At 62.9% G+C, this 20474-nt stretch carries 19 protein-coding genes; 12 read left to right on the forward strand and 7 right to left on the reverse strand.

The annotated features are described in order from the left end of the window. Window positions 1–88 precede the first annotated feature (88 nt). The 3 genes from ACERI1_RS02785 to ACERI1_RS02795 all read left to right on the forward strand — a co-directional run bounded on the left by ACERI1_RS02785 (window position 89) and on the right by ACERI1_RS02795 (window position 3292). Window positions 89–901: a hypothetical protein gene (locus tag ACERI1_RS02785; RefSeq protein ID WP_373616498.1), complete on the forward strand. Its 813-nt coding sequence runs from the start codon at window positions 89–91 to the stop codon at window positions 899–901. Window positions 902–1030: 129 nt separating this feature from the next. Beyond that, window positions 1031–2323: a phosphoribosylamine--glycine ligase gene (purD, locus tag ACERI1_RS02790; protein ID WP_373616499.1), complete on the forward strand. Its 1293-nt coding sequence runs from the start codon at window positions 1031–1033 to the stop codon at window positions 2321–2323. A gap of 93 nt (window positions 2324–2416) precedes the next feature. Continuing rightward, on the forward strand, window positions 2417–3292 hold the full coding sequence (locus tag ACERI1_RS02795) for a lysostaphin resistance A-like protein (RefSeq protein ID WP_373616500.1): 876 nt from the start codon (window positions 2417–2419) through the stop codon (window positions 3290–3292). A 108-nt stretch (window positions 3293–3400) separates the two neighbouring features. Here ACERI1_RS02795 and ACERI1_RS02800 read toward each other — a convergent pair whose 3' ends face one another. The 4 genes from ACERI1_RS02800 to ACERI1_RS02815 all read right to left on the reverse strand — a co-directional run bounded on the left by ACERI1_RS02800 (window position 3401) and on the right by ACERI1_RS02815 (window position 7245). Further along, window positions 3401–4756: an aminotransferase class III-fold pyridoxal phosphate-dependent enzyme gene (locus ACERI1_RS02800; RefSeq protein ID WP_373616501.1), complete on the reverse strand. Its 1356-nt coding sequence runs from the start codon at window positions 4754–4756 to the stop codon at window positions 3401–3403. A 39-nt stretch (window positions 4757–4795) separates the two neighbouring features. After that, a complete protein-coding gene (locus ACERI1_RS02805; RefSeq protein ID WP_373616502.1) occupies window positions 4796–6094 on the reverse strand; it encodes an MgtC/SapB family protein in 1299 nt (432 codons plus the stop codon). Between the two features lie 278 nt (window positions 6095–6372). After that, window positions 6373–6648 (reverse strand): PadR family transcriptional regulator, encoded by a 276-nt coding sequence (locus ACERI1_RS02810; protein WP_008010057.1) that lies wholly within the window; start codon window positions 6646–6648, stop codon window positions 6373–6375. A 450-nt stretch (window positions 6649–7098) separates the two neighbouring features. Then, window positions 7099–7245, reverse strand: a complete 147-nt coding sequence (locus ACERI1_RS02815) for a hypothetical protein (RefSeq protein WP_006671865.1) — start codon at window positions 7243–7245, stop codon at window positions 7099–7101. Between the two features lie 404 nt (window positions 7246–7649). Between ACERI1_RS02815 and ACERI1_RS02820 the strand changes: the two genes are divergently transcribed. Beyond that, complete coding sequence (locus tag ACERI1_RS02820; RefSeq protein WP_373616503.1) at window positions 7650–8366, forward strand: TFIIB-type zinc ribbon-containing protein; 717 nt, start codon at window positions 7650–7652, stop codon at window positions 8364–8366. A 3-nt stretch (window positions 8367–8369) separates the two neighbouring features. On the opposite strand, the gene ACERI1_RS02825 is transcribed toward ACERI1_RS02820, so the two are convergent. Next, entirely contained in the window at window positions 8370–9263 is an 894-nt protein-coding gene (locus ACERI1_RS02825; RefSeq protein ID WP_373616505.1) for a bifunctional methylenetetrahydrofolate dehydrogenase/methenyltetrahydrofolate cyclohydrolase, read from the reverse strand. Between the two features lie 312 nt (window positions 9264–9575). Beyond that, window positions 9576–10823 carry a serine hydroxymethyltransferase gene (gene glyA, locus ACERI1_RS02830; protein ID WP_373616507.1) on the reverse strand — a complete coding sequence of 416 codons (1248 nt, stop codon included), beginning with the start codon at window positions 10821–10823 and terminating at the stop codon, window positions 9576–9578. A gap of 356 nt (window positions 10824–11179) precedes the next feature. Here glyA and ACERI1_RS02835 point away from each other — a divergent pair, with 356 nt between their 5' ends. The 7 genes from ACERI1_RS02835 (at window position 11180) to ACERI1_RS02865 (ending at window position 18367) form a co-directional block, all read left to right on the forward strand. After that, window positions 11180–13327 (forward strand): hypothetical protein, encoded by a 2148-nt coding sequence (locus tag ACERI1_RS02835; RefSeq protein WP_373616508.1) that lies wholly within the window; start codon window positions 11180–11182, stop codon window positions 13325–13327. A gap of 399 nt (window positions 13328–13726) precedes the next feature. Next, on the forward strand, window positions 13727–14545 hold the full coding sequence (gene tbsP, locus ACERI1_RS02840; RefSeq protein ID WP_373616509.1) for a transcriptional regulator TbsP: 819 nt from the start codon (window positions 13727–13729) through the stop codon (window positions 14543–14545). Between the two features lie 289 nt (window positions 14546–14834). Then, a complete protein-coding gene (locus ACERI1_RS02845) occupies window positions 14835–15539 on the forward strand; it encodes an RNase P subunit p30 family protein (RefSeq protein WP_373616510.1) in 705 nt (234 codons plus the stop codon). Beyond that, window positions 15523–16155: a class I SAM-dependent methyltransferase gene (locus ACERI1_RS02850; RefSeq protein ID WP_373616511.1), complete on the forward strand. Its 633-nt coding sequence runs from the start codon at window positions 15523–15525 to the stop codon at window positions 16153–16155. The genes ACERI1_RS02845 and ACERI1_RS02850 overlap by 17 nt, the downstream gene beginning before the upstream one ends. Beyond that, window positions 16152–16637, forward strand: a complete 486-nt coding sequence (locus ACERI1_RS02855; protein WP_373616512.1) for an Rpp14/Pop5 family protein — start codon at window positions 16152–16154, stop codon at window positions 16635–16637. Before ACERI1_RS02850 ends, ACERI1_RS02855 begins: the two co-directional genes overlap by 4 nt. A gap of 4 nt (window positions 16638–16641) precedes the next feature. Next, window positions 16642–17400, forward strand: a complete 759-nt coding sequence (psmA, locus tag ACERI1_RS02860) for an archaeal proteasome endopeptidase complex subunit alpha (RefSeq protein WP_373616513.1) — start codon at window positions 16642–16644, stop codon at window positions 17398–17400. Between the two features lie 241 nt (window positions 17401–17641). Further along, window positions 17642–18367: a ribosome assembly factor SBDS gene (locus tag ACERI1_RS02865; protein ID WP_373616514.1), complete on the forward strand. Its 726-nt coding sequence runs from the start codon at window positions 17642–17644 to the stop codon at window positions 18365–18367. A gap of 15 nt (window positions 18368–18382) precedes the next feature. Here the strand turns inward: ACERI1_RS02865 and ACERI1_RS02870 are convergent, their stop codons facing one another. Continuing rightward, complete coding sequence (locus ACERI1_RS02870) at window positions 18383–18697, reverse strand: FUN14 domain-containing protein (RefSeq protein WP_373616515.1); 315 nt, start codon at window positions 18695–18697, stop codon at window positions 18383–18385. A 364-nt stretch (window positions 18698–19061) separates the two neighbouring features. Here ACERI1_RS02870 and hflX point away from each other — a divergent pair, with 364 nt between their 5' ends. Continuing rightward, window positions 19062–20363 carry a GTPase HflX gene (gene hflX / locus ACERI1_RS02875; protein WP_373616516.1) on the forward strand — a complete coding sequence of 434 codons (1302 nt, stop codon included), beginning with the start codon at window positions 19062–19064 and terminating at the stop codon, window positions 20361–20363. The last annotated feature ends 111 nt before the right edge of the window (window positions 20364–20474 follow it).

Raw genomic sequence — 20474 nt, forward strand, 5'->3', positions numbered from 1 at the left:
CCAGTCGCTCAGAGGTGGCTGCAAACTCCGGCCCGAAACCTATCCACAGACGGGCTGAAGGGACGACCTGAAAAGGCGGCTGATTACAATGACTGACACACCACGCTTCGAGACGCGACGCCGATTCGTCGGGACGGGTGCGGCGACCGTGGGCGCGCTTGCGTTCGGAGTAACGGGGAATGCGACGGCCCAGGAGTCCGGGAACGAAGCAGCTGACGCGTCCTGGAAGGACGCGATCTCCACCCGCGAGACGTACTTCTCCGGTGCGATCTTCAGGGTCGTCTCACCGCCGCTCGAGAACGCCCCTGTGGTACAAAACGAGGAGCCGGTACGGAATCACAGTGTGCGCGTCATCGAGTATTTCAACACGAACGAGGAGGGGTACCTCTTCCTGCCACCGAACGCGCAGGTCGAGCGCGGGCAGGTCTACGTCTTCGACGACCGACTGGGATCGGAAGCGCCGGAACTTCCGGCTGTGAACCTCATTCGGGTAGAGTACCGACCGGTCACACAGATGGATCTACCCTTCAAAATGGAAGAGGACGAGGACTTCGAGTACTTCGAGGGCGGGGGTGGCGAGGCGGCAGTCCGTCCGGACGACTTCTACTCGAGTGCCCTGTTCGAGATCACCTCCGGCGCGCAGGGTTGGGTACCCCAAGACGTCGAACAGAGCGGGCTGTTCACCGATTACAACACCGTCCACGCTAGGTACCTTGGCACGAACCAGCGCTTCCTCCTCTTTCCCCAGGAGGCTGCGGGGACGAACACGGGACAGCTCTACGTGATGCGCGACGAATCCGAAATCTTCGATCCGGCCGGCAATCTCGTGGCCGCCGAGTTCAGCCCCGTCGACGAGGACAGTCTCACCTTCGACGACGAGTTCCTCCGCTCTCGGACGTGACCGACGACGTGTTGTCTGTGCTGACGGCGGCGTCGAACGTATCCCTTTCGGATAAATACTCCATGAACGTGGATACTTCCAGCCGCCGAAAGAGCAACGCTTACAGGTTCGTGCGTTCCGCTATCGACCATGCGAGAGAACGTTCTGTTGATCGGGGGTGGCGGCCGCGAACACGCCATCGCCCGCGCACTCGAGGATAGCGAGGCCGACCTCTATGCCTGTGCCGGCAACAAAAACCCCGGCATCGCCCGCATCGCCGCCGGATTCGAGACGCTCGAGACGACCGATCCCGACGCCGTCGTCGACTACGCCGAGTCGATCGACGCGACGATCGCTGTCATCGGCCCTGAAGCTCCCCTCGAGGCCGGCGTCGCGGACGCGCTCGAGGACGCAGGCATCTACGCCTTCGGTCCGAAGGAAGCCGACGCCCGCATCGAGACGGACAAGGCCTTCCAGCGCCGGTTTATGGCCGACAACGACATTCCCGGTTGCCCGGACTTCGAGACGTTCGACGACATGGACGCCGCCTGCGAGTTCATCGACGAGTACGACGGCGATCTGGCGATCAAGCCTGCCGGCCTCACGGGCGGCAAGGGCGTCAAGGTCATCGGCGATCAGGTCACGCCCGAAGAGGGCAAAGAGTACATCCGCGAATCGGATTACGAGCGGATCGTCCTCGAGGAACGGCTGATTGGCGAGGAAGTGACGATCCAGGCCTTCGTCGCCAACGGTGCGTTCGAAACCGCACCTGCAGTGCAGGACCACAAACGCGCCTACGAGGGTGACGAGGGGCCGAACACGGGCGGTATGGGGAGCTACTCCGACGCGACGAACGAGCTCCCGTTCATGACCGACGACGACTACGAGGAGGCCGTCTCGATCATCGAGGCGACCGTCGACGCTCTCGAGGACTATCGGGGCATCCTCTACGGCCAGTTCATGCTGACCGAGACCGGCCCCCGTGTCATCGAGTTCAACGCCCGCTTTGGCGACCCCGAGGCGATGAACACGCTGCCCGTCCTCGAGACTGACTTCCTCGACGTGCTCACCGCGGCACGGGACGGCGAGGCCCCGCCCGAACTCGACTTTGCCGACCAGGCGACGGTCTGTAAGTACGCCGTCCCAGAGGGCTACCCGACCGATCCCGAAGCCGGCGCGAAGGTGCAGGTCGACGAGGAAAGCGCGGGTGATGCCCTGCTCTATTACGCCAGCGTCGACGAGCGCGACGACGGCATCTACACGACGACCTCCCGGTCGTTCGCCGTCGTCGGCGTCGCCGACTCGATCAGCGAGGCCGAGGAGATCGCCGAAGACGCGCTCGCAGTTGCCGGCGACGAGGGGCTGCACATGCGCCACGACATCGGCAAGGCCGACCTCGTTCAGCGCCGGATCGACCACATGAACGAGCTTCGCGGCGAGTAACGCCGTCGCTGCGTTCTTTCGGTCCTGTTCTCGTTCCCAGTCCGTGAGAGCGAACGCACGCCTTCATCGTTTCAGCGAGCCGTGACGTTGGGTATGGACGCCACGTCACGGTCGACAGCCCAGACGCGAGTGCGGCGGGCGCTCGAGCGCTCGCAGCCGTGGGCCTTTCCGACGCTCTATCTGGGCTGGGCGTACCTGTTCTGGCTCCCGATCGTCGCCTCCGGCGAGTCGGTGTGGTCGGTTCCGAACGTCGGGCTGTTCCTCGTCGGCGGGATGAGTCCGCTGCTCGCAGGGCTGGTGTTGCTGTGGCTCGAGGAGGGCCGTGCGGGCCTCGCTGATCTCCGGCGACGGCTGACCGATCGCGACCGCATCGAGCCCCGCTGGTGGCTGGTCATCGTCCTCTTCTATCCGGCGTTCAATCTGCTCGCCGCCGGCATCGCGCTCGCAACCGGGTACACGTCGGCGCCGCTCGAGGTCATCACGACCGACCGCCTGCTCGATCCGACAGCACTGCTCCTGTTGGTCGCCGTCGCGCTCGTCTTTCCGACGATAGAGGAGATCGGCCTCCGTGGCTACTGGTTCGATCAATTGCAGGCGCGCTGGAGCGCGCTGGTGGCGAGTCTGATCCTCGGCGTCGTGTGGGCATCGTGGCACGTGCCACTCGTCTATATGGCCGGCTACTACGAGGGAACGACCTTCGATCCGGCGCTGTGGTGGTGGCTCCCGAGCATCGTGCTCACCGCCATCATCGCCACATGGGTCTACAACAACACACAGCGAAGCGTCCTCGCCGTGATCGGGCTGCACTTTGTCGGTAATCTGACTGGTGAGACGATCGGATTCAGTCCCGAGTTGTACCCGGCTGTCCACCTCGGGACTGCCCTCGTGGCGATCGTGCTGGTCGTCGGCTGGGGCCCTGAGTCGCTTCGTGGCTGGGGGCAGCCCCGTCCCGTGTCAACGCTATCATAATCGTTCCGTCGTGATGGGCCGGCTCGATCACCGAGTCGAACGCGCCGTTGACGCCAGCACTATAGTAGCCACTGACAGTCACTCGGGACGGCAGACCGTATGAGAGTGTCACATCGGGTCAGCCGCGGCGGCGTCGATCGCCTCGAGCAACAGCCCTGCACCGAGGTCGATCTCCCGTTCGGTCACGTCCAGCGGTGGCAGCAACCGCAGCGTCTTGAAGCCACAGCCGAGCGTCAGTAGTCCGCGTGAGAACGCCGCCTCGAGGACCGCATCCCGGCGTGCTTTGGTATCGAACTCGACAGCGAGCATCAGACCGCGACCGCGAACGTCGATCACGCCCGGGGCGTCGCCGTCGGTGACGGCGTCTGTGAGTCTCGCCCGGAGTTGACTCCCACGTTCGCGGACGTTCGCGAGCAGCCCCTTCTCGTGGATGACGTCGATCGTGCACACGCCCTGCATAGCGGCGATGACGTCGCCCGCGCCCCACGTCGACGAGAGACGGCTCTGTTCGGTCGGGAAGATGTCCGTTCGCGAGATCGTCGCGCCCACGCGGAGACCCTTCCCGCTTGCGATGACGTCCGGCGTGAGGTCGAGGTGATCGACGGCCCACAGTTCGCCGGTGCGACCCAGGCCAGACTGGATCTCGTCGGCGATGACCCGGAGACCGTAGCGCTCGCGAAGCGCCTCGAGGTCGCGGGCGAACTGGGGATGGGCGACACGGTAGCCGCCCTCGCCCTGGATCGGCTCGAGGATCAGGTAGGCGACTTCGTTGGGGTCGACCACGCCGCGGTCGGGATGGAGCATATCGGCGATGACATTGCCACCGGGACCGTCGGTCCGCCAGCGGGTCTCGTACTCCTCGTCAGTGGTCGGGTAAGGGAGGCTGACGACGCCCGGAATTTCCGGAAAACCGGTTCGATGGACGGCTTTCGAGCGGTTGAGCGAGAGTGCGCCCAGCGTGCGACCGTGGAACGCGCCGTCGAAGGTAAACGCCCGGTGACCGCCGGCGGCATAACAGATCTTGATGGCGTTCTCGACGGCCTCGGCCCCGGAGTTCGAGAGAAAGACCCGATCCATGTCGTACTGGTCCGTCATCGCGACCAGCCGATCCATGAGTTGGGTCGGACCCGGGAGCTCCGGGTCGTCGGGTGGGCCACCGCCGCTCACGTAGAAGTCCTGGCCGGCGATTTTCAGCGGATCGACGAGGTCGAACGTCTCGAGGCGCTCGCGGATGGTAGGGTTGTTGTAGCCAAGCGGCGAGGCGGCGACGTGGCTCGTGAAATCCAGTAGGACGTTGCCATCGACGTCGGTACAGAACGGGCCCACCGCCTCGTCACCGACGTCCCAGACGAACTCGTAGACGTACGTACTCGGGGCAGCGAACTGGTGGTGGTAGTTGACCCATTCACGTGCCCGCTCGCCGGGGAGGTCGTCAACCTGTGGTTCGACCGTTGTCCGATCCATGTGGTATCACTAGACATGGGCGAATAAAGGTACTACTACCTATACGACGACGAGCACCGACGCGAGCGCGCCGCCGATCAGCAGGATTGCACTGTAGGCTGCGACCCGGTTTCGGAAATCGGTGTTCGTCGACGTCGATGCCAGCAGGGCCTTGACCACGATGCTCGAGACGGTCGCGAGCAGAATAGCGATGGTTGCCTCCGGCCCACCTAACTGGCCGCCCCGGTAGAGGACGACCGCCGAGGTGGTCGCGCCGGCACTCGAGACGAAGCCGCTGGCGACGGCCGTCGCATAGAAGCCAAGCGTCCCGAACCACGTCTCGGCCAGCGACCCGAAGACGAGCACGCCGAGGAAAACGACACCGAATCCGAGCGCGTTTCGCAACGAGAACGGGCTCTCGAGTTCCATCGGGCCGGATTCGTCCCAGTCGGCAGTCAGCGCGGCGACGGCGAACGCGAGGACGATCACGGCCCCGAGCGGCACGATGGCCTCGACGAGGATTTTGGAGTCGCTGCCGGCGGTAAAGCCGACCGCGATCGCGAGGTTGCGCGCGGCCATCGCGGCGTTCGCGAGCAAGATCGCAGCGACGGCATACGAGGCCGCCTCGGGCCGTTGCTTGACGTGATCGAGCATCGTCCCAACGACGGCCGTCGAGGACGCCAGTCCGCCGAAAAAGCCGGTGATCGCGATTCCACGACCGCCATACGTCGTGACAATCGCGTAGTTGGCGATGCCGATCCCCGCGACGGCAACGACCATCAGCCAGATAACCTGCGGCTCGAGCGGAATCGTCAGCCCGGCGAACTCGACGGTCGTTTCCGCTGGAAGGACCGGATAGATGACGAACGCGAGGATGGCGAACTCGATGGTCGAACGCATTTCCTCGTGGGACAGTCCCCACGCGAACTCGTGGAGTTCGCGCTTCAAGACGAGCAACAGCGACGAGAGCACAGCGACGGTGACCCCCTCGAGGATGAAGCCGACAGCGACCAGCGCGCCGACCCCGTAGGCGACGAGCATCGAGACCGACGTCGTCAGTGAGAGCCCCGCCCCGTCGTCGCTCATGAGCCCCTGAACCGCGAGTAACACTCCCTGAACGATCACGAGGACGCCGCCGAGTACTAGCAGGCCCTCACCGATGGCCGACTCGGTTTCGACGGCGAGGACGGTAAAGACGGCAGCGAGCAGACTGATCAGCGAGAACGTTCGAATGCCGGCTGACTTCTGGGACCACTCGCGTTCGAGCCCGAGAAACATCCCCAGCGCCCCAGCCAGCGCGATCCGAACGACTGTCTCCTCGAACGGCGTCTCAGCGACCTGCAGCACGACCTCGTTCACTCCCAACCGTTCACCGTGACCGCATATAAGCAACCCGCCGACCCTGACGCGGTTCGGTCGCCGACGTCTATGCTGGATGACACCGATGACAGTGACGCGACCCATCGTGGCCCCATCGAACGGGGACGACGACCGACAGGCTTGATACGGTCTGCTGTCCCGATGTCCCGGTGCAACCGCGGTGCGGGTCGCGGTTGCACCGGAATGACTTACAGTAGTCCGTATGACACAGGGGTGTCCCGACAGCGGTTACGGACTCAGCGAAACGCGGAGCCGTGCTATAGATCGACGTACTGTTCTTCCCACTCCCGGCGGGCCTCGAGTTCGCGACGGCCACGACGAGTGAGCGTATAGAAGTTCGTTCGGCGGTCGCGACGCCCCTTCTCGACGAGACCCTTGTCGACGAGGGTATCGAGGTTGGGGTAGAGCCGACCGTGGTGGATCTCCTTCTCGTAGTACTGTTCGAGTTCGTCTTTGATGGCCAGTCCGTGGGGCTCCTCCTCGCCAGCGATGACATAGAGCAAGTCACGCTGGAATCCTGTCAGGTCGTACATTGGGAAAGTACCAATCACACTTACTGTCGAATTTTAATAAGGCTATCGGGTTGTTTCGATCGAAAGAGGGGTATTACCAGCGAGACGTATCGTTTCGAGTGCGAGTGACCCATAACGTCCGTGACGAATCAGCAGGTGAACCACACATAATGCGTGGTTCATGTTTACAGTCCAGATATTTTGTTTCGACACAATTATATTGGATCGGCCAGTAGGAGACCGCTCTGTTTGGCCGGGAAAATTATAGCACCACTGCTGGACAGTATACCACTCGAAACAGGAAAGCAAATCGCGTGACAGGAAAAGTGTCACGCGATCGCTTGCCGCCCTGAATTGGTCCCCGCTGACGCTTCGGCCCTCCAAGCGAAGCGTCACGTAGAAGACTTCGTTGTGTGTACTTAAATGTAACGGCAGTGTTGATCGCTGGTGTGGCTACGAGTCGAGCCTCGTCTAGATATGTTCCTCCTCGAGCACCCAGCCGAGCGCTCGCTTATAGTAGGTAAACATCTCTTCGACGCCGTCGTGGCGCATCTCGTCGCTCTCCAAGTGCTCTTTGAGGAACTCGTACTGTTCGCGGATTTCGTCTTCGTCTCGCATGCTTTCCACTACCGCCCGGGAGCGGAAAAAACGCTGTTACACGGCGTCGGTCACCGTCAGTTCTCGTCGTTCCGCCGGCTGGTGGCCACACCGTTTCATACGGAAACAGCCGTATTTCTGGCCCGAAACGATAGCGAGTGACAACGTGAACCAGTATGAGACGACCTCCCATTATTCTACAGAATCGTTCACACAGCACCCACTGACCGCCACCGCCGGTTATTTCGATGCGACCTGTCGTTGCATCCGTTAATACTCTGTTGGGCGACAGTCGTCCCATCAGCGCGTTCGCTGTCGACGATCGATCTGTGACCGACTCGAGTGTCTTCCGTCACTTCTACCGGTGACACCACTCTCGAGCCGGGTCCGGTGGGACTTTTTGTGGTCCGTCCGTAGTGAGAGCCATGAAAATCAGGGGCGAGCGCGAATGTACGGCGTGTGGGACCCGCTGGTCGTACTACGAGACCGGAAGTGTGGGCTGTCCGGCCTGTGGCAGTCTCCGGAGCGTCGGCGTCGACGAGCGGACCGAACACACCGACATGCAGGTCGCGTTCGACCTGACGCCCGTTCGGAACGCCATCGACGAGGTCGACGCCGACGATCTCGCCGAACGGGCTCGCGACCGGTGTCGAGAGTACGTCCGCCGCCGCGGGTTCGTCAATGCCGGCACCCTCCGCGAACTCGACGATACCTATCTGGCCGCCATCGAACTGCTCCACGTCGCCGACATCGTCGCCCGCGAGATCCACCTCGACGAACGTGAAGAGCTGTATTTCCTCGCTCTGCTTCGCGACGCTGACCAAGGCGAGCGCCCGCCTCTCGAGGATGTCCCGCAATCGCTTCGCGCCGCTCGCGGCCTCGCCTACGCAAACGCCGTCCGCGAGTACCGCCGCGACGTCCGCACGTGGGCCGAGGATCGGGAGCTAACGACGAGCGAACGAGGGGCACTCGAGACGCTCGGCGAACACGTCACGCGAGTTCGGATGCTGGATGGCGACATCGAGCCACGGACCGCCGAACGGCTGGTCGAGGCGACTCGCGAGCTAGCAAACGGCCTGCGCGGCGACGAAATCGCGTTCTCGCAGGCCCAGGAGCGACTAGCTGCCCTCGAGTTCGAGTGAAAACTAGGGCAGGTCGACGGCGACGTCTTCCTGCAGGCTCGCGGCTTTGACGGTATTATACAGCAACATCGCGCGCGTCATCGGACCGACACCGCCCGGAACCGGCGTGATGGCGCTTGCTTTCTCCTTTGCGCTCTCGAACTCGACATCGCCGACGAGTTCGTACCCCTTCTCGGTGTCCGCGTCGACGCGGTTGACGCCCACGTCGATCACGACCGTCCCCTCCGAAATCATCGAGCCGTCGACGAGTTCGGGGACGCCAGCGGCAGCGACGACGATGTCCGCACGCTGGGTCTTTTCCGCGAGGTTCTCGGTCCGAGAGTGACAGACCGTCACAGTCGCGTTGCCGTCGTCAGCCTTCTGGATCAGCAGATTTGCCAGCGGCTTGCCGACGATGTCCGAGCGACCGACGATCGTCACGTCCTTTCCCTCGGTGTCGACGCCGGCGGACTCGAGCAGTTTCTGGACGCCGTGGGGCGTACAGGGTCGGAAGCGAGCGTCACCGGCGACGAGCCGACCGACGTTTTCGGGGTGGAAGCCGTCGACGTCCTTCGCGGGATCGACCCGACGGATCACGTCACGGTAGTCGACGTGGTCCGGGACGGGTGCCTGGACGATATAGCCATGCACGTCGTCGTTGTCGTTGAGGTCCGCGATGGTGTCGAACAGTTCCTCGGCTGGGGCGTCGCCGGCGACGTCGACGTGGTGGCTCTCGATGCCGACCTCCTCGCAGTCGCGCTGTTTCATGTTTACGTAGGTCTGGCTCGCGGGGTCGTCACCCATGAGGACCGTCGCCAGCCCTGGCCGGGCGCCCGCGTCGGCCAGTTGTTCGATCGCCTCGGTCAACTCATCTCGAATGTCACTCGCAACCGCGTTGCCGTCGATGATCTCGGTCATTACTCGAGTGGGCACCCGCGAGACTCATTAATCCCCGGATTCGTGCGTAGAATCGCCTTCAATCTGCCCTGGATATACACATCTGTGGATAGACTATCGCAGAACTGACCGCTGAGGATCGGTCATACGGTTTGCTGTAACGATGTCCCGGTTCACCCGCAGGGCGGTCGCGGTCCCACCGGCACTGACTGACAGTAGACCGTATCAGTTCGCGTCAATAGCACTCGCCGCTCGTGAGTGGGGACCTGACGACGAGTCGGCACAGAAAAACGATCGAATTCGGATGTCGGCTATGTGGATCCCGGTCTCGCGCTACTCGTAAAGCGGGTTCTCGTCACACAGCGTTGCGACTTCGTCGCGAACCTCCTCAAGGACGCTCTCGTCGTCGGGGCTGTCGACGACGCGGGCGATCAGGTCGGCGACCTGTCGGCAGTCGTCCTCGTCGAAGCCACGCGTGGTCAGTGCCGGCGTGCCAGCGCGGATGCCGCTGGGGTTGAACGCCGAGCGCGTCTCGCCGGGTACCGTGTTCCCGTTGAGGACGATGCCCGCTTCCTCGAGCGCTTCTTCGGCGTCGCCACCACTCGTGTCGGGGTGGCTCTCGCGGAGGTCGACAAGCACGAGGTGGTTGTCGGTGCCCTCCGAGACCAGGGAGAAGCCGTGTTCGGAGAGACGCTCGCCGAGTGCTTTCGCGTTCGCGACCGTCTGCTCAGCGTACTCTTCGAACTCCGGCTCGAGGGCTTCCTTGAAGCCGACGGCCTTGCCGGCGACGTTGTGCATGAGCGGGCCGCCCTGTCCGCCGGGGAAGACGGCAGCGTCGATGTCATCGGCGTACTCCTCGTCACACATGACGATACCGCCACGTCCCGAGCGGATCGTCTTGTGCGTGCTGCCGGTGACGAAGTCGGCGACGCCGACCGGCGAGGGGTGGACGCCGGCGGCGACGAGACCCGTGATGTGAGCGATATCCGCGAGGTGGAGCGCGTCGACCGCGTCGGCAGCCTCCTGAATCCGTTCCCACTCGACCTCACGCGGGTACGCGGAGTATCCCGAGACAATGATGTCGGGATCGAACTCGGTCGCGTGCTCGGCGAGTCCGTCGTAGTCGAGATAGCCCGTCTCGGCATCAACCTCGTACTGCTCGACCTCGTACAGTTGGCCCGTGAAGTTGGCCGGGTGGCCATGGCTGAGGTGGCCGCCGTGGGTCAGGTCCAGCGAGAGGATCTTGTCGCCGGGCTCGAGCATCGCGAAGTAGACGGCCTGGTTGGCCTGCGTGCCCGAGTGGGGTTGGACGTTGACGTGTTCTGCACCGAACAGCTCCGTGGCGCGATCGATCGCGAGTTGTTCGACCTCGTCGGCGTACTCACAGCCGCCGTAGTAGCGCTCGCCGGGGTAGCCCTCGGCGTACTTGTTCGTCAGGGCGCTGCCCTGCGCGTCGAGGACGGCCTCGCTGACGTGGTTCTCGCTGGCGATCATCTGCAACGTCTCTCGCTGGCGCTGTACCTCGCCCTCGAGGGCGTCGGCGACGGCAGGATCGACGTCCCGTACCTTGTCGTGGTCCATATCCGAAATGCGGTCTGGCGGCTGTATAAGTGTACCCTTCCCCGGCAAGTCGAGCCACTACTGGGCGGGAAGCCATCACGACGACGTCCGCTAGGCCGAGCCGACCGTCGGACGACAGGCACCGTTCACTCGAGTGGCGTGTCCGCCTCGTCGCTGTCGAACGAGTCTCTATAGTAACAACTGAAACGGTTGACATACCGATCGCACAGCTGTCGTACGATCAGGTGTGCACTGACTTTCAGTGGCTACTATAGCAGCCACTGACAGCCGCCATGTGAATCGATCTTCTTTACAGTCTTCTATACTTATAACATCCCGATACAACTAACTTATCGGAGTGACATTCAGCCAACTAAATGATTGGGTGGGAGGTAGACGGCGACGTCCTCCACGTCACCGACGCCGACAACGCTGAGCTGAGGGTCGAAGGGGCCGATACCGCCGTCGACAGCGCGATCCTCGACATCCCGCGTCCCGTTGACGAGACGGTCGTCGTGACGACCGATGAACTCCGGTTCCCGCACGCGGTCGTGTACGCGTCCGCACTCGGTCTCGATGACCACCGCGAACTGGATCCCGGTGGCGAACCACTGTCGCTGTCGTCCGGCGAGTACGTCGTCGACGTCGACACCGAGATCAAGTCCTATCTCCGGTTTTCCGGCGCGGCGACGATCGAACGGACGTCCGATTACGAGGAGGTCGTCGTCTCCTTTCCAACGCGAACGCGCGTCGGTCTCGGGCTCCGTTGTCGACACGAGTTCCCCGCGGGAACGATCACCGTTCCCGACTCCCCGGCTGCTATCGCCGAGGCCATCACACACATGGCCGCCTCACACAAGATCGATGGCCCCGACCGCTCGTATCCCACACTCCGGGGCCACCCAGCACTGATCGAGCACGGCGACTCCCTGGAGATCGACGACTGCCTCCGATCTGGAGCCCCCGATCACGGAATCGAACTCGTCGTTCCACCTGACTACGAATCGCTGTTGGTCACTGCGCCACTCGCCTACTACCTGCAGGCGACGGTCCGGACGACCGACGACTGCCGTCGCAGTTCAACCAGTTCGGAATCGGACCGTCCGCGGCTCCGACTCCTCGACCGCGGGGCCGACGTGGCGCTCTCGCCGATGCCCGAGTTAGAGCGCGACGTCGCACGGCTGCTCCGGAAGACGTTCTTCCTCGACTGTCTCGTCCGCAACGCTGGCCCCTACGGGACGACCCTCGCCGAATGCAGCCTGCTCGAGCCTCTCGAGCTCGACGCCGACACGCTGTACGACGCCTCGCCGCAAGATCGGCTCGCAACCTATCTCGACGTGCCCTTCGCGGCGATCAAACACCGGTTCCCCGAATGGCATCTCTCGACGTACGTCACACCCGAGTACGAGCGAATCGAAACGCTGCCGTTCCTGCTCGACCGCCTGAGCATGATCTACACGCCCCGTAGCTCCGAACTCGAGGGACGGGAACTGGTCGAACGCTCGCTCGAGGATTTCTATCGTGGTCCCGTTCCCGAGCGCAGCCGGGTCGAACCGTCGTGTGCCCCTGTCGAGACCAGATCGACCACCGGGCAGGTCGCTTCGGTCGACATCGTCAAACCCGACCTCCGGGGCGGCCGGACCCACTGCTGGCTGGCCGACGGCGTCCCGATCGATGTCTTCAAATCCGCCCCCGAGGCCTACGACAACCGCCTCGCGTTCCTCGAGCGCGAAAGCGACGCGACCTCGATCTGTGTCGTCCTCAACGATCCGGAAATGGCCGGCGAACACGACCGCGTCGCCGAGATCTATCGCCAGCGCTCCGAGGAACTGACGATCGACCTCTCCGTCGAGGAATCGCTCGAGACGGCTGCCCTCGCCCGCGTTTTCGAAGACGACTACGATTTCGTCCACTACATCGGCCACTGCGAAACCGGCGGACTGTGCTGTCCGGACGGCACGCTCGCAGCCTCGAGCCTCGAGCGCTGTACCGCCCAGACGTTCTTTCTCAACGCGTGTGGCTCCTTCCATGAGGGACAGACCCTGATCGAGCGTGGCAGCGTCGCCGGCGCGGTGACGTTCACCAAAGTGTTGAACGACCACGCCATCAAGGTCGGCTCGACGTTCGCAAAGTTGCTGGTCCACGGCTTTAGCATCGAACGGGCGATGGATCTCGCCCGCCGGCGTATCATGATGGGCAAAGACTACGCCGTCGTCGGCGATGGGACACACTCGCTCACGCAGGGTGACCAGCCACCGACCACCGCACGGCTCGAGGAACTCGAGGCCGACGGCTGTGAAACGACGTATCTCTTGTGTCTCGACTGTTACTCGACGCGAGCGGCTGGCTCGTACTACTTCCCACACACCGAGACCAACGAGTACGCCTATCTCTGTGGGAACGCCTCGACGTTCACGCTGGCGGAGTCGGAACTGGTTACGATGCTCAAAGAAACCGAGGCGGCTGTGATCTACAACGGGGACATCTACTGGTCGGGTGAACTCTGGCCGCGATTCGATCGGTGACCTGCTTACGGACCGCCGTACGTGCTGACCCGTTCTGTCCGCACAGTGCTGCGTGACGTTCGAGTGTGGTCCGGCTCGAGCCACTCTCGGCTGACGATCGCTCGAGAGACCCACCACAGTCGGTTCTGTCGAACACACATACGATAGCAGAGTAACAAGTTGATTGCTTATAGTTATTGGTACTAGCAACGAAAACCGACGTTCAGCCGCTCTATTACCAATACTCGTTTCCAATTGTATCTCTATCAACGCACATGTGTATAAGAGATATCGATATTTCGTCGACGAACTAACGGTTTCTCGGACAAAAATTACCGGTTTGGGTGGGAGACGAGAACTTCTGCTGTGCAGATGGCCGCCAAAATTAAGTACTGTGCTCTCAATTACTTCTGTATAGGCATGACCTCGAATTTACTCAACCATCAGATTGACGATATTCTCGAGTCCGTGCTCGAGGATGCAAGCGGTGATATCTTCATGGTAAACCCGTCCCACGATGCCATCGAAGAGTTCGTCTCCGTCGCGACCGCGTTCGACGGCGACCTCCCGTCGGTCCATATGCTCGCCGACGAGCGAACGCTCAAAGACATCATGGACGACTTCATCGTCGCCTCGAACGCCGCCGACCTCATCAGCGAGGGCGCACTCACCCTGCGAACGCTCGAGGAGGCCCCCGAAAACTCGCTTTTGATCACCGAAGCTCGCGTCGTCGCCGTCGTCCACGCAGGCGACCGCGTCGGCGGCCTCGTCACCGACGATCAGGATTTCGTCGCCGATACCTACGCGACCTACGAGGACCGCTGGGCCGACGCGTCCGAATTCAACCTCCGGACACCGCCGATCACGGACGTCCGTGAAACGCTCGCCGACGAGATCAGCCCCGAGGCCGAAGGCGACTTTACGGCGATTCTCGACTCGCTCGAGACCGCCCGTGGCGACGGCGATGGCTTAGACGAGGTCACCATCTCCTTGCTCGTCGCTGCGAAAAACGAGGCCCTGCTCTACGATATCAGCAAGTGGGGCGAAGACGTCGGCATTGCCTCCAAGGCCACCTTCTCGCGGACGAAGACCAAACTCGAGGACATGGGCCTGATCGACACCGAGAAGGTCCCGATCGACGTCGGTCGCCCGCGGCTCCGTCTCAAGATCGGCGACGATCGCCTCATGGAAGCTGACAACGGCCAGCTCGCGACGGTGGCGCAGTCGATTCTCAACTAACGAAATTTTACGCTGCGGTCTATCGCGGTCGCAATACCGCCGCGACCGCGATGTCCCTCGGTAAAATTTCGATCAAAAGCACTCCTCCCTCCCCTACGGGTCGGTCGTCGGCCCGCTCGCTCAGCCTTCGGCTTCGCTCGCGGTGAGGTCGGGTAACGGCCTGCCCTTCCCCGGGTCGCGCGCCCTCACTATCGTTCGGACGCGCTCCCGGCCACGACATTCTGGCGTGATTCGAGAGGTGCGACTGGATGGCGCAAACCCCAAGTCGACCCCGTGAGACGGTTCGAGTATGTACGAGGCCGTCCACGCCCACCCCGACGGACAGAGTACGGTCGCCAGGCTCGCGAAAACGGCGACCGACTACGGCTTCGAGGGCGTGGTCGTGCGCAATCATTCCGACGCTCGAGCCGAGTACGACCCCGAGCGAATCCGCGACGAGTACGGGATCGACGTCGTCGAGGGTGTCGAGATTCGAGCCGACGACCGACAATCCGCCAGCGGTGCGGTGGGTAACTATCGGACGACAGAAACGATCGTCGCCGTCCACGGCGGGACGAACGCGATGAATCGGTTTGCGGTCGAACAGGCGAAAGTCGACGTGCTCGCACACCCGATGGCCGGTGACGGCGATATCAATCACGTCCTCGTGAAAGCTGCCGTCGAGAACGGCGTCCGCCTCGAGTTCGACCTCTCGGGGGTCCTCCGGCAAAGCGGCGGTCGGCGAGTCCGAACCCTGCAGTCGCTGCGAAAGCTCCGGGAAATCGTCGACCACTACGACGCGCCGTATGTCGTCAGCGCCGAGCCGGCCTCACATCTCGAGGTTCGGGCTCCCCGCGAACTCAAAGCACTCGGCGAAGAGATCGGTTTTACGCGAGCGTTCATCGAAGACGGTCTGGCGGAGTGGGGGCAGCTCGCCGAGCGAAACCGCCACGTCCACTCCGAGTCGTTCATTGAGCCGGGCGTCGAACGGGGCAGGTATGAAGAAGAGTCTTGAGGAACACGCCGCTCGGTTCGACGAGAAAGCCGGCGCATACGACGATTCGAAGTCCGAGGAGTACCACGCCTGTGCGAATTTGGTCATCGAACACGCCGCGCCCGAGTCCGACGATGTGGTCCTCGATCTCGGCACCGGGACGGGTGCGATTGCGCTCGCACTCGCCCCCGACGCAGCGCGCGTCGTCGGTCGCGACATCAGCGAGGGGATGCTCGAGCAAGCGCGACGGAAGGCCGACGAAGCGGGCCTCGAGAACGTCGAGTTCGGCCACGGAACGTTCCGAGAACCGGACTACGAGGGGCCGGTCGACATAATCACCACGAACTTCGCGTTCCATCACCTCTCGGACGACGAAAAACGCGAGGCGATCGACGTCATCGCCGCCCTCGAGCCCCGGAAATTCGTCCTCGGCGACGTGATGTTCTTCGGCGATCCCGACCCCGACGACCCCTTCTATACACCCGCTGTCGACGATCCGGCGACCGTCGGCACCCTCGCTGACGCCTTTACCGACGCGGGCTTCTCGCTGACGGCGGTCGAACGCGTCCACGACCAGGTGGGCGTGCTGGTCGCCGAACGGAATCCAACTGGCGGCGACGTTGCGACCAACGAATGAAACACCTCCCGAAACACCTTCGACCGCGCTGGCGGTATCTCGCCATCGAACTCGAGAGCTGGCCAGACGAACACATCGGCAGACGCTCGTTCCAGCGCGAACTCTGGTATGCAGGCCAGAACCTGCTCGGGGATCCGGGCAGCGCCGACGCCGATCTGACGGTCATGCGGTTTTGGTTCGCCGATGGCCGGGGCGAGGCGATCGTCAGGGTTCGTCGGGGCGAGACCGAGCCCGCTCGCGCGGCGCTCGCGTGTCTCGACGAGATCGACGGCGCTCCCGTCGGGGTTCGCGTCCGGGGTATCAGTGGCACGATCCGTGCCGCTGAAGAAAACTATTTACGGCGACACGGGCAAGATTCCGAAGAGAGAAACGTCGTGTTCGGGAACGAGGAGCGAGTCGCCGTCCTCCGGGATTGCGTTGGGGATGTCCGACTCGATGAGGCGTTCGCGGGCGCGACAGACCTCGATTACGATTTAGCGTGATACTATGCAGGGACAAGCCCAACAGCAGGCGTACGACCGTGGCATCACGATCTTCTCGCCCGACGGCCGACTCTACCAGGTCGAGTACGCTCGCGAGGCGGTCAAGCGAGGAACAGCCAGTATCGGCGTCCGAACGAACGATGGCGTCGTACTCGCCGTCGACAAACGAGTCCCCTCCCCGCTGCTCGAGGACTCGAGCGTCGAGAAGATTCACAAGGCAGACGACCACGTCGGCATCGCCAGCGCGGGCCACGTCGCCGACGCCCGTCAGCTGATCGACTTCGCCCGCCGCCAGTCGCAGGTCAACCAGCTGCGCTACGGCGAGCCGATCGGCGTCGAGACGCTGACCAAAGAAGTCACCGACCACATCCAGCAGTACACCCAGGTCGGCGGTGCCCGCCCGTTCGGCGTCGCGCTGATCGTCGGCGGCATCGACAACGGCGAACCGCGCCTGTTCGAGACCGACCCCTCGGGGACTCCCTACGAGTGGAAGGCGCTGGCCGTCGGTGCCGACCGCGGGGAACTCCAGAACTACTTAGAGGAGAACTACGACGACGAGGCCGACCTCGATGGCGGCATCCAGCTCGCCCTCGACGCGCTCGCGTCGGTCAACGACGGCTCCCTGCTCCCCAACGAAGTGGGGCTGGCGACCGTCGACGTCGAAACCGAGACCTTCGAACAGTTCGACGCGGATCGGATCGAGGATTACCTCACCGAGAACGAGCTTCTCGACACCGGTGAAGACGACGAAGCCGACGAGTAACCCCTACTGAGACGGGCTGCTGTCCCGATGTCCCGGTGGGACGCAGGGCAGGTTGGCGGTCCCACCGGCACCCACTGACAGGAGTCCGTACGATCCGTTTTCGCGTTCGCTTACCACTCCTCGAGACCCCTGTCTCGGTCTTGTCGCGCCGATGCCGGCCCGTACCCACCGACGCCCGTCCACACCGATCGGGGTCGCTCGTCGGGAAACACTCTTTAAATTGGCGCGGGAATCGTGAGGTATGATTTCGCTCGACGAGGCGGTGACGGCGCGACTCGAGTCACACGGGGCGCGCTTCGAAGTGCTCGTAGACCCGGATGCAGCGCTGGCGATCAAACGCGACGAGTTCGAGGGCGATCTCGAAGACGTCATCGCAGCCGAGGACGTCTTCGAAAACGCCTCCCGTGGGGATCGACCGGCCGAGAGCGACCTCGAGAAAGTCTTCGACACGACGGAGCCACTCGAGATAATCCCCGAAGTGATCAAACAGGGGGAGATCCAGATCACGGCCGAGCAGCGCCGCGAGATGCAAGAACAAAAGCGTAAGCAGTTGATCGACACGATCACGCGCAACGCGGTCAACCCGCAGATGGACAACGCGCCCCATCCGCCCGAACGGATCGAGAACGCCTTAGAGGAAGCTGGTTTCACCGTCGATCCGATGGAGCCAGTCCAAGCACAGGTCGACGACGCGCTCGACGCGCTGCGGCCGGTTATTCCGATCCGGTTCGAAGAAGTGACCGTCGCGGTTCAGGTCCCCGCCGACTACGCCGGCAGCGCACAGGCACAGATCCGTCAGTTCGGCGACTTAGAGCGCGAAGAGTGGCAAAACGACGGCTCGTGGATCGGCGTCCTCACCTTCCCGGCGGGACTGCAAAACGAGTTCTACAACGAGGTCAACGAATACACCAGCGGCAAAGCCGAAACGGAGATCATCAAGGACAAAGACGACCTGTCGACCCAATAGCGCTCAGGCGGCGCATTATCCTCGTTTGAAGCCGATCACGAAGCCGCCGGTAAAGCCCGCACCGAGTGACAGTGTCGAAATGAGTGACTGAACCACGCTGGTCGCTGTGTCCTGTGCCTGTGCTTGTGTTTGCAGGATTCCCGCCGAGAGTCGGTTCCAGTCGACGATGATGATGTCCTGCGACTCGAGATAGCGAAAGACCATCAACTGGACGCCGACGATGACCGCAAGCAGCTTTGCGATCTTTTTCGCGGCAAAGCCCATGAGGCCGCCGATAACGGCACCGCCCCCGAACTCGAGGCCGAGTGCGGTCGGATCGAGATCGATCATTATCCGCACCCATTCGAGTCGGTTCCTATGTCTGTTGTGATCGCACGATGCGCACGACACTGGTGGATTGGACTCGAGACGTGGCTCCCGCGACACCACGGTGGGGTACACGTAGGGACACCGAGCAAATCGGACGACAGGGCCGGGCACTGGATTCAAGACGATTCGTCACGTACGAGCGGATATGAGCCACGTCCGTCCAACGGAGGTGTTCGACCGGCATCGATAGCGGAACCGGGCCACTGTGGCAGTGTCCGTCTCGTCGAGACGCTCGGCGCGTGCAATCGATGCCGTGTCGAGTCGACGAGCAACAGCACTTGAGCGAACATGCCCGACCGCGCCCGGCGGACGCAGCTCTCTCTGTATGAACACGATAATCGTCAAACGCGTTGATTCAGGCACGCCCGATACGAGCGAGATCCGCGATCTGGCCCGGGCGGCGGGGTACACCGTCGTCGGTGAGGTCACACAGTCCAGACGCGCCGACCCAGCCCTTCAGATCGGCGAGGGGAAAGCCGAGGAACTGGCCGCGCTAGTCGAGGAAACCGACGCGACGACCGTCATCTTCGACAACCGGCTCGGTCCCTACCAGACGTACAACCTCGGCAAGCTCCTGCCCGAGGGCGTCGAGGTCAGCGATCGATTCACGCTCATCCTCGAGATCTTCGGCCAGCGCGCACAGACGCGCAAGGCCCAGCTGCAGGTCGAACTGGCCGAACTCAGATACGAACTGCCCCGCGCGGAGGCAAAGACCAGCCTCGCAAAGCGCGAGGAACACCCCGGGTTCATGGGGCTGGGCGAGTACGACGAGAGCCGCGAGCAGGACATCAAAGCCCAGATCAGCCGGATCAAAGACGAACTCGAGCGGATCGAGCAGACCGAACAGCACCGCCGGGAACGCCGGCGCGATTCGGGGTTCGATCTGGTTGCACTCGCAGGGTACACTAACGCGGGTAAATCAACCCTGTTGCGCCGGCTTGCGGCTGATCTCGACGTTTCCGAAAACGAAGATCTCCATCCCGATCTGGACGCGACGGCCGAATCCAAGGACAAGCTCTTTACCACGCTTGGGACGACAACCCGGCGTGCGGACATCGATCGTCGGGACGTGCTGGTGACCGACACCGTCGGGTTCATCAGCGATCTCCCCCACTGGCTGGTCGAGTCGTTCAAGTCGACGCTCGACTCGGTCTACCGAGCGGATCTGGTCTTGCTCGTCGTCGACGTCAGCGAGCCGATCGACGAGATCCACGAGAAGCTCGTAACGTCTCACGACACGCTCTACGAGCGTAACGAGGCGCCGATCGTCACCGTCCTGAACAAGATCGATCAGGTCAGCGACGCGGAACTGGCCGAGAAACGCGAGGCGCTCGCGTCTCTCGCGCCGAATCCGGTCGCGGTCAGTGCCAAGGAGGGACAGCACGTCGACCGGCTGCTCGAGCGAATCGACGAGGAACTGCCCGACTGGGAGGAAGAACGGCTGTTGTTGCCGATGACCGACGACACGATGAGCGTCGTCTCGTGGCTTCACGACAACGCACACGTCGATGATGTCACCTACGGAGACGAGGACGTCGTCGTCTCCTTCGAGGCTCGTCCCGCTGTGGTCTCGCAGGCGCGCTCGCGCGCAAGCGAGTTGCGGACGGCTGCAGCCGAATCCGCGTGAGCCTCGAGTCGGTGTCGACCACGGTCGATTACTGGTGGGTGGTATCGTGGGCTCATGTTGAAATAGTGAGTCAAGCAGCGAACACTGTCACGACCCCCCACATATAAATCA

This window comes from Natrinema sp. HArc-T2, assembly GCF_041821085.1.
Classification (GTDB): Archaea; Halobacteriota; Halobacteria; order Halobacteriales; family Natrialbaceae; genus Natrinema.